Source organism: Ruegeria sp. YTSC325 (assembly GCF_059609525.1).
This window is the reverse complement of record NZ_JBXWLY010000010.1, coordinates 139731-151148: the sequence shown is the minus strand read 5'-3', so window position 1 is coordinate 151148 and position 11418 is coordinate 139731. Positions and strand designations below refer to the sequence as shown.

12 protein-coding genes are annotated in these 11418 nt (G+C 58.4%); 6 read left to right on the top strand and 6 right to left on the bottom strand.

Annotation, left to right across the window (positions count from 1 at the left end; all coding sequences use genetic code 11):
• Positions 1-310: 310 nt before the first annotated feature.
• On the bottom strand, positions 311-2743 hold the full coding sequence (hrpB, locus tag AC2FF7_RS15480) for an ATP-dependent helicase HrpB (RefSeq protein WP_496905899.1): 2433 nt from the start codon (positions 2741-2743) through the stop codon (positions 311-313).
• Positions 2744-2896: 153 nt separating this feature from the next.
• Between hrpB and meaB the strand changes: the two genes are divergently transcribed.
• From meaB to AC2FF7_RS15455, 5 genes are all read left to right on the top strand, one after another.
• Entirely contained in the window at positions 2897-3886 is a 990-nt protein-coding gene (gene meaB / locus AC2FF7_RS15475) for a methylmalonyl Co-A mutase-associated GTPase MeaB (RefSeq protein WP_480866091.1), read from the top strand.
• 109 nt (positions 3887-3995) lie between these two features.
• Positions 3996-5147 carry a Hint domain-containing protein gene (locus AC2FF7_RS15470; protein WP_480866089.1) on the top strand — a complete coding sequence of 384 codons (1152 nt, stop codon included), beginning with the start codon at positions 3996-3998 and terminating at the stop codon, positions 5145-5147.
• 160 nt (positions 5148-5307) lie between these two features.
• On the top strand, positions 5308-5595 hold the full coding sequence (rpmB, locus tag AC2FF7_RS15465) for a 50S ribosomal protein L28 (RefSeq protein WP_008756960.1): 288 nt from the start codon (positions 5308-5310) through the stop codon (positions 5593-5595).
• Positions 5596-6009: 414 nt separating this feature from the next.
• Entirely contained in the window at positions 6010-6360 is a 351-nt protein-coding gene (locus tag AC2FF7_RS15460; protein WP_170355001.1) for a hypothetical protein, read from the top strand.
• Positions 6361-6401: 41 nt separating this feature from the next.
• Positions 6402-6875, top strand: coding sequence for a copper chaperone PCu(A)C (locus tag AC2FF7_RS15455; protein WP_170355002.1), 474 nt, complete (start codon positions 6402-6404; stop codon positions 6873-6875).
• Between the two features lie 80 nt (positions 6876-6955).
• Here AC2FF7_RS15455 and AC2FF7_RS15450 read toward each other — a convergent pair whose 3' ends face one another.
• Complete coding sequence (locus AC2FF7_RS15450; protein WP_480866087.1) at positions 6956-7564, bottom strand: HdeD family acid-resistance protein; 609 nt, start codon at positions 7562-7564, stop codon at positions 6956-6958.
• Positions 7565-7624: 60 nt separating this feature from the next.
• Positions 7625-8320 (bottom strand): NAD-dependent deacylase, encoded by a 696-nt coding sequence (locus AC2FF7_RS15445; protein ID WP_480866085.1) that lies wholly within the window; start codon positions 8318-8320, stop codon positions 7625-7627.
• 28 nt (positions 8321-8348) lie between these two features.
• On the opposite strand from AC2FF7_RS15445, the gene AC2FF7_RS15440 reads away from it, so the two are divergent.
• Entirely contained in the window at positions 8349-8792 is a 444-nt protein-coding gene (locus tag AC2FF7_RS15440; RefSeq protein WP_170355005.1) for a low molecular weight protein-tyrosine-phosphatase, read from the top strand.
• On the opposite strand, the gene AC2FF7_RS15435 is transcribed toward AC2FF7_RS15440, so the two are convergent.
• The 3 genes from AC2FF7_RS15435 to AC2FF7_RS15425 all read right to left on the bottom strand — a co-directional run bounded on the left by AC2FF7_RS15435 (position 8789) and on the right by AC2FF7_RS15425 (position 11390).
• Complete coding sequence (locus AC2FF7_RS15435) at positions 8789-9730, bottom strand: LysR family transcriptional regulator (RefSeq protein ID WP_496905898.1); 942 nt, start codon at positions 9728-9730, stop codon at positions 8789-8791. The genes AC2FF7_RS15440 and AC2FF7_RS15435 overlap by 4 nt on opposite strands.
• Positions 9731-9796: 66 nt before the next feature.
• A complete protein-coding gene (locus AC2FF7_RS15430; RefSeq protein ID WP_170770048.1) occupies positions 9797-10105 on the bottom strand; it encodes a hypothetical protein in 309 nt (102 codons plus the stop codon).
• Positions 10106-10268: 163 nt separating this feature from the next.
• Positions 10269-11390 (bottom strand): hypothetical protein, encoded by a 1122-nt coding sequence (locus AC2FF7_RS15425; RefSeq protein WP_496905897.1) that lies wholly within the window; start codon positions 11388-11390, stop codon positions 10269-10271.
• Positions 11391-11418 lie beyond the last annotated feature (28 nt).

Genomic DNA, 11418 nt, shown 5'->3' with positions numbered 1-11418 from the left:
GGCGCAGGATCAGAGGTCTTGCGACCTCTTCCCAAATATTGTGCAGCCATTTTGTCATGCTCTTACGCCCTGTGGTTTCCGAGTGCACAACGCGGCAAATTGCACCCTGCGCGGGCGCAGGATCAGAGGTCTTGCGACCTCTTCCCAAATATTGTGCAGCCATTTTGTCATGCTCTTACGCCCTGTGGTTAGGGCGCCTCCTCGGAGCAGCACATAACAACGAAATGGTATATGTTCAATGAACGGGTGAAGGTTTGATCCGTGTTGGCGGTCTTTGTGCCCGGAAAAGGATCAGACTGTCACAAGCGGATCAACGTCGGCGTTTTGCGCGCAGTGTCGGATCAGCTTGGGTTGGATCCTCTGGCCACGGGTGTTTGGGATATTGGGCGCGCATATCTTTGCGAACATCTGCGTATGAGCCGGCCCAGAACCCCGGTAAGTCCCGTGTAATCTGGATTGGGCGCTGGGCGGGGGACAGCAGAGTGATCTTGAGGGGCTCGCCGCCCACGATCGGATGGCGGGTTACTCCGAACAGCTCCTGCAACCGGACCGAGATTTCGGGGGCCGCACCGCCGTAGTCAATCGGCACTTTCCGACCCAAAGGTGTTTCGAATGATCCGGGTGCGCGCCGGTCCAGTTCCTTTGTCTGGTTCCAATCCAACCGGGCGCGCAATGCAGGTAGCAGGTCGAACTTTTTCCAGTCGTCAGCCGATCGCACGCCCGAGAGCATCGGAAGCAACCAGTCCTCTAACGACGCAGCCAGCCCGTCAGGTGAGAAATCGGGCAGGTCAACGCCCTCGGCCCTGACCAATTCGACCCGCGCGGCCAGACGCGCCGATGCGCCGTTCAGCCGCAGACCCAGATCGCGCACTCCGTCCAGCATTGCCATAGCCAGTATGTCTTCGGGCACGTCTTTCCAAATGCGGTCGTCCAGAGTTATGGTACCCAGCCGCTTTTGCCGACGCGCAACAACGCGGCGGTCCCGTTTGGACCAGACGCAGCTATCAACCCAGTCGATCTGATCCGCGAACAGATCGCGAATTTCGCGCTCGGATATTTGCGCGGCCATGCGCACACGCGCCTCACGGGGGTTGCCGTCGGTGTCTGTGACAACCAGATAAGGGCTCGCTGCCAAAGTGTCGGCACTGTCCAACACCACACCTTTTCCGCCAGACAAAACATATCGCGGATCGTCACCCTTGCGACGCTGGCCGATACGGTCGGGGTAGGCCAGCGCAGCCATGGCTGCGGGGCTCAGATCAGATGGCTTTCCATTTCGGCGCAGCCGCTTGGCTTCGACCTTTATGCGGTCAATTGCCCCCGAATTCACTTGCCAGATGCGATTGCGCTGAAAAGCGCGCAGATCGCGTAGTGCTTCTAGCCGCAGCAACATATCGGTCGGCGCGCCGCGCAGCGGGTCTCGTTCGGCCATCAGCGCGGCCAGAGAGGATGCGTCCGACCCGGCATGCTCTAGCATGTGGCCTAACCGGGGATGCAGGGGCAGGGCCGAAAGGGCGCGTCCGTGATCGGTGATCCGCCCCTTGCCGTCCAAAGCGCCCAACATGGTCAACAAGCTGCGGGCTTCGGCCATGGTGCCTTCGGGCGGAGGGGTCAGAAAAGCGAGGTCGTTTGATTCAGCCCCCCAAAGCGCAAGCTCCAACGCCAGACCGGTTAGGTCGGCGGCTTCGATCTCGGCTGGGGGGTAGGCCGCGAGCGCGCCCTCTTCTCCTTTGGACCAAAGGCGATAGCAGACCCCTTCTGCCACGCGCCCCGCGCGGCCTGCGCGCTGGGTGGCCTCGGCACGTGTGACGCGTTCGGTGACCAACCTGGACATCCCCGAGCCCGGATCAAACCGCGCGCGTCGCGCCTGCCCCATATCGACCACAACTCGAATATCTGGAATGGTCAGAGAGGTTTCGGCAATCGACGTGGCAAGAACGATCTTACGCCCCTCCTCAATCGGAGCTATGGCCTTGCATTGTGCTGCAAAGGGCATTGCGCCGAACAGGGGGCGCAGCGTGCATCTGTTAGGCAAGCGTCCGGCCAAAGCGGCCTCAGCGCGGCGAATTTCACCTTCCCCGGGCAGGAACACAAGCATCCCACCTGCCGTTTCACGCTCGGCCTGAACCACCAGATCGACTAACGCGTCCAACCGCCGTGCTTGCGGACCAAGCGGGCGGTCCAGCCAGCGTGTCTCGACCGGAAAACTGCGGCCCGCAGACGTCACTAGCGGAGCGCCCATCAAATGTCCGACCGGTTCAGCGTCCAATGTCGCGGACATTGCCAGCAGGATCAGATCGTCGCGCAGCGCGCCCATCACTTCGAGGCAAAGCGCCAGCCCTAGATCGGCATTCAAGGACCGTTCGTGGAATTCATCAAAGATCACTGCGCTGACGCCGGGCAGGTCGGGGTCAGATTGCAGCATCCGGGTCAGAATGCCTTCGGTCACAACCTCGATCCGGGTGGATTTGGACACTTTTGCCTCGCCACGCACCCGGTAGCCGATAGTCTCCCCCACGCGCTCGCCCAGCGTTTCGGCCATGCGTTCCGCTGCGGCACGGGCAGCCAGCCGACGGGGTTCCAGCATCACGATCTTGTCAGCGCACAGCCCTGCCTCGAGCATTGCTAAAGGCACACGAGTCGTCTTGCCCGCGCCCGGGGGCGCTTGCAGCACGGCGCGCCCCGAAGCTCGTAGGGCGTCCAGCAGATCGGGGATGGCGTCTTCAATGGGCAGGCGAGTCATGCGGGCTTTATCCGCCAAGCACCGGGCCGCGTCCAGTTCTGTGGTTTGCGGGTGACGACCTGCTTACATCCAGACGGATTCCGGCGCAGTCCGGTCTGGACAAATCGGCTTCAGCGACGGCAAGTAGTCGTGCCGCAAAAGATCGGGGTTAAAATGGAAATAGACAGCCTGAGTGACAGGATTTTAAACGGGGATCGGCGCGCGCTGGCCCGTGCAATAACCTTGGTAGAAAGCGGCCGCGCCGACCACCGAGCGCAGGCCAGCGAATTGCTGGCGCGTCTCGCAGGCGCGGGGAGACAGGCATTGCGGATTGGGCTGTCAGGTACGCCGGGCGTCGGTAAATCCACGTTCATCGAAAGCTTTGGCATGATGCTGATCGGTCAGGGATTGCGCGTGGCGGTTCTGGCCGTCGATCCCAGTTCGACCCGTTCTGGGGGCTCGATTTTGGGCGACAAGACCCGGATGGAGCGCCTAAGCCGGGAACCTGCCGCCTTTATCCGACCTTCCCCCAGCCAAAGCCATTTGGGCGGTGTTGCGCGTCGAACGCGCGAAGCCATCGCCCTGTGCGAGGCAGCTGGGTTTGACGTGGTTTTGATTGAAACGGTTGGAGTAGGGCAGTCGGAAACCGTGGTGTCCGAGATGTCAGACCTGTTTCTTTTGCTGCTGGCCCCTGCAGGTGGGGACGAGCTGCAAGGGGTCAAGCGCGGTATTATGGAGATGGCCGACATTATTCTTGTCAACAAGGCGGATGGAGATCTCAAGGCAACGGCCACACGGACCTGTGCCGACTATGCAGGAGCGCTGCGTTTGCTGAGAAAGCGCCCGCAGGACCCTGAAGGTTTCCCCAAGGCCATGACGGTCTCTGCGGTTGAAGAGCATGGGCTTGAGCAATCCTGGGACGAAATGCGCTCTTTAACAAATTGGCGCAAGGAAAGCGGGTATTGGTCCACGAACCGAGCGGAGCAGGCGCAGTTCTGGTTTGAACAGGAAGTGCGCAATGCGCTCTTGTCGCGGCTTTCGACCCCACAGGTCCGCGCCGAGATGGAACGGCTGGGCAACGCGGTTCGAGAAGACGGACTAAGCCCGTCAGTGGCGGCAGAAACACTGTTATCGAACCTGATGCCGGGCCAGGGATACTCCTGAAGACAAGAATTGCGTGATGTGAAACCGAGTTTCCCGTGCTGCGTGCAGGGGGCTGTCGAATGCGCGTAAAGATGGTATCCTGATCGCATAAATCGCAGGACCTGAGACTATGCCTCGTATCAATGGGACCAACAGTGGCGATGATATTGACGTCACAAACGACAGCGGGACGCTGAACGGCACTCCGCAAGGGTCTCCTATTGATAACATTCGCGGTCGAGGCGGCGATGACGATATCACGGTCACGGACAGCACGATTTCCGACAACGTTGTTGGGAATACGGGTAACGACAACATCGTCATTTCCAATAGTACTGTGATTGGACGAGTCTCGGGCGGTGCAAATTCCGATACGATAACAGTCAGCGGGTCTAATGTCGGCTCTATCAGGCTTGGGGCGGGTAATGACACGCTCAATTTCAGCAGTACGGCCGTCAGCGATGACGTCGTCGGCGGAAGCGGTACAGACACGCTGAACCTACCGGAAGGTACGGTCGTTAACGACGCCACATTCGGTACGTTCACGGTTGAGGCCGGCGTTGCCTATTCAGTGTCCAGTGGCACGTTCACGCTGCCGTCGGGCGCAACCGTCACATACAGTGCTTTCGAAAACGGGTCGGGCGTGCCGTGCTTTACTCGAGACACCAAGATTTTGACGCCCAAAGGTGACCGTTGCATCCAGACGCTGAGGGTTGGGGACGAAGTTCTGACGCTAGGACAAGGCGTGCAAGCGCTGCGATGGATTGGGCGACGCAGCATTTTCAAGGCAGATTTACAGGCCAACCCTCGTCTGCGACCAGTTCGTATATTAGCAGGGGCGCTTGGTGATGGCCTGCCGCACGAAGACCTTTTGGTATCGCGACAGCATCGAATGCTGGTGCGGTCCCGGATCGCGCAGCGGATGTTTGGTGCGCCTGAAGTTCTTGTTGCCGCGATCAGACTTGTTGATACGCCCGGAATTTTCGTTGACGAGAACGTGGATGAGGTAGAGTATTTCCACCTGCTGTTTGGTGAGCATCAAGTTGTTTTTGCCGGAGGAGCGCCGACTGAAAGCCTTTTCACCGGTGTTGAGGCGTTGCGGGCGTTGGACCCCAATGCGCGGCGTGAGATTTTCGAGATTTTCCCAGACTTGGCCAAGGGTCTTCCCACACGAGAAACCGCCAGATTGATACCTGAGGCACGGCAGCAAGCCCGGTTGTTGGAACGCCATCTTAAAAACGGTAAACCGCTTTTGTGGTCGCAATCGGGACCTGCTGGCTGAACAAACAAAGTTGGCGTAAAGAATCCGCGCGATCCGTCTTGACCCTTCCGTCGATTCCCACTACACGCATCCAACCAGTTTTCGGGCGCGACTTCGGGTTGCGCCCCTTGTGATTTGGCCGAGGTGTTATGCCGGGCCTCCAGAAACAAAGGAAGAAACCATGTCGCGCCGTTGCGAACTGACCGGAAAAGGCCCGATGACTGGCAACAATGTCAGCCACGCCAAAAACAGAACTCGTCGTCGTTTCCTGCCGAACCTGAACGACGTTACCCTGCAGTCGGAAACCCTGGGTCGTGGCGTAAAGCTGCGCATCTCGGCGGCTGCTCTGCGCTCGGTCGACCACCGCGGTGGTCTGGACGCGTTCCTGGCCAAAGCCAAGGACGACGAACTGTCGGCTAACGCGCTGAAAGTGAAAAAGGAAATCGCCAAGGCACAAGCCTCGGCCTAAGCCTTTTTCACATGTAAAATATTCGGCCCTGTACCCATGATGGCGCAGGGCCTTTTCTATTGCATCAAAGCCAAAAAGCGCGATTTGGTGACAATCCGTGGATATGGAGTGATTTTGTTCACATACCTCCGGTCTGAATGACGTTATGTTTAAGCATATTCATCCGACGGAGATCATTCTCATGTCTTTCAAATCTCTCGAATCTTTCTCCCTGTTGGCCGCTTTTTTCGGCAAAACCTTTGGGACATGTTTTCGGATGCAACGTCAGGTGAACAGGTTGCATACAAGCCTGACCAAAGGGTCTGTCAAGCGTACCGAACGGGACGGTTGATACTTTCCTCCTGACCCACGGGCTTCAAGCGTATTCGATTGCGCTTGAAGCCCTCTTAACGTCCGGCCTATATCAAAGGCGAAATGAAAGCTGTTCTGCATAAGACGTTGCCTTTTGTATTGTCGCTGCTTGTCTTGCTCACCGGGCAAGGAGTAGCCGCGTCTAGGGGCATGGAAACTGCCGTTGGGCAGATGGTCTTGTGTACCGGAGACGGCCCTGTGGTCGTCTATACGGATGCGGATGGACAACCCACGCAGCCTCCGCATTTCTGTCCGGACTATGCGATGACGTTGCTTGGGGCGGTCCTTGATGTTTCGTCCCGCGTGCCCGAAGCGCCAAAGCCCGATCAGGTTCAACCCGCACGGACACGCCGCAACCTGATTGCGGCACCAATTCCACATCACCCTGCGCGGGCTCCTCCTGTCGTGTTCTGACAATCAACTTATTCTCAGACACTTAAAGCAGGAGAAGCCAGATGCGCTTTTCATTCAAACTATTGGCCACTCTGGCCGCCGCCACCATTGCAACCGCCGCAGTGGCACAGGATTCGATTGCAGTCGAAGATGCTTATGCGCGTTCGTCCGGCAAGACTGCCAAAGCCGGTGCGGCGTTCATGATGATCGAAAACACCGGTGACGCAGATGACCGGTTGATCGCCGTTGAATCTGAGGCTGCGGCGCGGGTTGAACTGCACACGCATGAGGTTGATGCCAACGGCGTTGCCAAGATGATCCATGTCGAGGAAGGGTTCGTGATCCCGGCGGGTGAAGCTCGTGCGCTGAAACGCGGAGGGGACCACGTCATGTTCATGGGGCTGACGGCGCCTTTCGAAGAAGGATCCACTGTCCCCGTCACTTTGATCTTCGAAAAGGCAGGCGAGGTCGAGGTCGACATTCCGGTTGATCTGAAGCGTCACGACGCTGGTGGGCACGGGTCGCATTCGCACTGAAGCTACGCGCGTCTTCGCGCCGCTTTGCGGCGGTCATCCACGCGTCAGGCCGGGCTGAGCCCGGCCTGTTTGCGTCGAGTCTAGCGGTTGACGACGCGCATCGAAACGCGGTCGCGGGCGGATTTGAAACGCAATGCGAGGAAGATCATGACCCCCGAGAAGGCCAGCGCCGAGAACGCAATGGCCCAGCCCAGTGCCACCATTCCGCTGCCTGGCCAGAACATCAGAACCAGCCCAATCAGCAACGCGACGATCCCTGAATTGCGGAAGGTTGCCGAATCTGGATGCTGATCCGGTATTTGTCGCCACGCTGCCAGCGAACCGACGCCAGCAATCAGGGCCCATGCACCCAAAAGGAAGAAGGTCAGTCGCGCCACGCCCTCGGGCCAGATCAGAAGGACCAGCCCAATAAGCAAAGCGCCTATTCCGAATCCTCCGATCAGGCCGCGTCGACCGAACCCAAACAGGGTGACGCCGCCGTCAAGCACCAGTAGCAGACCGACTAGACGCAACAGAAGCGAAATGCTGCCCGTCGGCCAGAACAACGCTGCAACCCCCAACACACCGGCGAGAATGCCGCGCAACAAAAAAGTCCACCACAGATTGGCCAGCTGCTCTCCCATCGCTTCGCGACCGTCCAGGCTGTGGCTATCAAGGATTTCTTCGTGCGGCGTATGAGGGTCGGTCATGTGGGCCTCCGGTTGTGGTCGCGGGTTCAGTATACAATAAATCTCTTTTGTATCTGACGTCTATTGTTGCCCCAGCAGGTCGTCGACCCAGCGTGGGACTGTTTCCGACGCCGGGCCGAGGATGACCGTTTCAAAGCTGGACGCGCCATCCGAGGGTTCAAGGTTTAATTCGACGGTCCGTGCACCAGCATTGGCAGCCTCGTGCACGAAAGCGGCGGCCGGATAGACCTGCCCAGAAGTTCCGATCGAAGCAAAGATCGCAGCCTCGGAAAGGTGATCGTAGATGGTTTCCATGTGATAAGGCATCTCTCCGAACCAAACTACGTCGGGTCTGGCAGACGGTGCGGCACATGCGGGACAGGATTCACCCACGGACATCTCCGGGGGGGCAACCCAGCGGTGGTCGCACGCGGCGCAAAGCGCCCCTGCAAGAGTTCCGTGCATATGAAGAACGTTTTTGGCCCCGCCGGCTTCGTGCAGGCTATCTACGTTTTGGGTCACGATCACAACATCACCGGGCCAGTTGCGTTGCAACCGGGTCAGCGCTTGATGGGCCGGATTGGGTTGCGCGTTCGCCGCCTGTGTGCGGCGGGCATTGTAGAACCCCTGTACCAAGGCCGGGTCACGCGCAAACCCTTCGGGTGTAGCGACATCTTCTATCCGATGCTGAGACCAAAGCCCGCCTTCGTCCCGAAATGTGCCCAACCCGCTTTCGGCCGAGATTCCGGCTCCGGTCAGGATGACAATCTTTTCCATTCCTACCTCACACGTTACACCTTGGTGCATGAGCCACCGTATCCTGTTTGTCTGTTTGGGCAATATCTGCCGTTCACCCGCTGCCGAGGGCGTGTTTCGCGCCCGTGCACCACATCATACGACTGATAGCGCCGGGACCTCGGGCTGGCATGTCGGCGACCCGCCCTATGGGCCGATGCAGAAGGCAGCAATGGTACGGGGGGTAGCACTGGGCGATTTGCGCGCCCGGAAATTTGTGGCGGAGGATTTCAACCGGTTTGATTTGATCCTTGGCATGGATGCCGACAACATCGCCAATATTGAGGATCTGCGCCCCGAGGGCAGCGACACTCCGGTCCGCTTGCTGACCGATTTTGCCCCAGAAACCGGCGCGGACCATGTGCCCGACCCCTATTACACCCGTGATTTTGACGGAGCTTTGGACTTGATCGAGGCCGCTGTGGAAGGCCTCGCCGCTCATCTGCGTGGTTAGGCCATCACCTTAAGCCGACCGTCCAGCCAAGGCAGTTGCGTCAAGGCCGGGTCCACGATCTGGCTGCGCATCAGTCGGCGCATCATATCGGCCACCTCTTGCGGAACCTGATCGGACCAGTCGGTGCGGGTGAACAGCGAGATCATTCGAGAAAAGTCCCCAAACGGGGCAGGGTGCGCCTCAAGCCCGTCGTGGAACCGGGCGGCGCGCATGAAACCCAAGGGTGTGGTGATAGCCCAGCCAAGGCCGCGCGCGACCATCGCCATCAACGCAAGGTGCGAACCGATCTCGAACCGTTCCTCGAACTCTAGTTTCTGGCGGGCCAGATGTGCCTCGATCTGGCGGCTGATAAGCTGTTCACGGGCATAACGCAGAAAGGGTAGGGTCTGCACTGCATCCTGCGCTCCTTTAGGGGTAACCAGAATGAACGGGTCCTGCACCAGCGGGTATTCGGCAACGCCTTCAAGCACTTCACCTGAATGGGCTGATACGGCCATGTGCAGGCGCTGTGCCTCGAGATCGGCAAACAGATCCAGGCTGGGCAGGGTGATCAGCTTGAATTTCGAACGCGTTAGGCTGTCGGCCAGCAATGTCGCCAACCGGGGCGTCAGGTCATTGTCGAAATCGTCGATCAGCCCGATGGACAGGATGGTCAGATGGCCCAGATCCATCACGGTCAACTCGCTCTGAGCCATTTGCAATTCGGCAAGAACGGTCTCGGCGCGGGCCAGAAAGCTGCGTCCGGCCTGCGTCAGGCGCATCGGGCGGCGTCCGTGGTCGACCAGTTCGGTGCCCAACGCGTTTTCCAGATTGCGCAATTGCTGGCTGACCGATGGCTGGCTGAGCCCGGTGATCTCGGCCGCCTGCGCCACCGAACCGGTGCGCGCCAAGGCCTCGAACACTTCAAGTCCCCGCAGAGTAAGCCCTTTCATCACCATCGAACACCTCTTTCATTGCGCCTTTTCTGGGGCGCAGGGCGGGTCAGGTCAAGGATGCTGAGGTGTTTAGCTACAGATCGCCTGCGCCATCTGGCCGAAATTCTGATACCGATCCCAAAGAGCATCATCGCGCGCGCTGCGCGACATCTTCAACTCCTGCGCCTTATGAGGATCAGCAAACCATTTCGAGACGGTCTTTTGGTCGCTGCGCGTCAGCGCCTGATCGGCCACGCGCTGAATGCAACTGCATCGGTCGCGTGTCGCTGCCGAACGGTCGGATGCCAGACATGCCTGTTTGATCTGAGCGGCCCCGACGGCCAGCGGAGTGGTTGCCACAGACGCAGCGCAGAATGCGATCAGGAGGAACTTTTTCATGCTCGAGCCTCGTTTTTGCCTGCCCGGAGGGATCTTGCGCCCCTCTCGGCCTTTGGCGGAGTATGAATCAAACTGGATTCGGGATCAATCGGGCGTTTCAAAATTGTGATTCCACCAGTCGGAGTCACCTCAGCCCGTAGGCTTGGCCTCAGAACGGTGCCGGTCACGGAAGGAATGGTAGCCACCGCTCGATAGCTTCGATCAATGCCTTGATTTTCTCTGGATATAGAGCGACATACCCCGCCCCGATTGCAGGAATGCCCCACTTGATCAAAGTATCGACCGCCAGATCGCCTTTGCTGGCGCACCATTTGAGAAAGCCGGCCAATCCCGACTTGAACTTTGCCAAGATTGAATCAATCCGCTCACGATCAGGTTTTTCCTCTTCCAAGGCGCCCGAAAGCTCGTTCTCGGCCTCCCAGATCAAAGTAATTGAACCGGCTAAATGCGCATCTGGAATGCTCTCGGGAGGGTTGTTCCCTCCAATGCCGAGGCGAGCGGAGACCCGAGTGTTCAAGCTATCTCTGAGGTCATCAAACGCTACTTCAACTGTTGTGCGAGCCTTGATCTGTTCAATCTCAGCCGCAACAGCCTCGGGGCCTGCATCCCACACTTTATTCTCCAATGTCGCGACTTGCCGCTGCAAATCCCAGTCCAATGGATCACCATTCAAAATTGCGCGATACCAATCCGCCCAGAACGTATAAAATTCGGGAGTCGCCTCAAGGTGGCTAATAAACTCATCATTAAGATAGCGCCATCCATTCGGCAAAGAATGGTGAGGCCATAACGGATATTGGTAGACTTGCCGCGCTGAAAATCCGGAATCTATCTTCTCCATATCCGATTCTACTGCGTCCAACGCTTTTGCCAGTTCTTCATCGATGACAAACACACTATTGTTTATCGCCTGCAACGCCTCGGCTTGAGTGTCGTTTGCTAAGGCACAATTTGCTGCTGCGAGAATGGCGGTACATCCCGCTGAAACGGAGTAGTGGCCAAGAGGGGAGGGAGAGTTGCCGTTTACAGCAGCTATGGTATCAAGCGCGCTGGCTGCTCTTGCAGCTGCAAACCCCGAGGGGCCATCCAATTCTACCGAATGGATAACAGCGCTGATCCCTGCGCGGAGGCATGGTAAGAGCACGGATTCTGAAATAGTTCCTTCGTCTGCTGTTATGGATGGCAATGATCGAACTGCCGACCGTGAAGCGATAACATTGTGGGCTTTGGGGGTATTCCCAGCCAACCAACGTTCGCAGTCATACTGATCTTCGATTTCCGCCATGATGCTGAACCCATTTCTATTGACCAAC

What these genes read in the sequence shown, in the direction of transcription:
- AC2FF7_RS15460 (WP_170355001.1), top strand. Translation starts at nt 6,010, where the DNA reads ATGAAAGCTGTTCTGCATAAGACGTTGCCTTTTGTATTGTCGCTGCTT.
- AC2FF7_RS15455 (WP_170355002.1), top strand. Translation starts at nt 6,402, where the DNA reads ATGCGCTTTTCATTCAAACTATTGGCCACTCTGGCCGCCGCCACCATT.
- rpmB (WP_008756960.1), top strand. Translation starts at nt 5,308, where the DNA reads ATGTCGCGCCGTTGCGAACTGACCGGAAAAGGCCCGATGACTGGCAAC.
- AC2FF7_RS15435 (WP_496905898.1), bottom strand. Translation starts at nt 9,730, where the DNA reads ATGGTGATGAAAGGGCTTACTCTGCGGGGACTTGAAGTGTTCGAGGCC.
- AC2FF7_RS15450 (WP_480866087.1), bottom strand. Translation starts at nt 7,564, where the DNA reads ATGACCGACCCTCATACGCCGCACGAAGAAATCCTTGATAGCCACAGC.
- AC2FF7_RS15430 (WP_170770048.1), bottom strand. Translation starts at nt 10,105, where the DNA reads ATGAAAAAGTTCCTCCTGATCGCATTCTGCGCTGCGTCTGTGGCAACC.
- hrpB (WP_496905899.1), bottom strand. Translation starts at nt 2,743, where the DNA reads ATGACTCGCCTGCCCATTGAAGACGCCATCCCCGATCTGCTGGACGCC.
- meaB (WP_480866091.1), top strand. Translation starts at nt 2,897, where the DNA reads ATGGAAATAGACAGCCTGAGTGACAGGATTTTAAACGGGGATCGGCGC.
- AC2FF7_RS15445 (WP_480866085.1), bottom strand. Translation starts at nt 8,320, where the DNA reads ATGGAAAAGATTGTCATCCTGACCGGAGCCGGAATCTCGGCCGAAAGC.
- AC2FF7_RS15440 (WP_170355005.1), top strand. Translation starts at nt 8,349, where the DNA reads ATGAGCCACCGTATCCTGTTTGTCTGTTTGGGCAATATCTGCCGTTCA.
- AC2FF7_RS15425 (WP_496905897.1), bottom strand. Translation starts at nt 11,390, where the DNA reads ATGGCGGAAATCGAAGATCAGTATGACTGCGAACGTTGGTTGGCTGGG.
- AC2FF7_RS15470 (WP_480866089.1), top strand. Translation starts at nt 3,996, where the DNA reads ATGCCTCGTATCAATGGGACCAACAGTGGCGATGATATTGACGTCACA.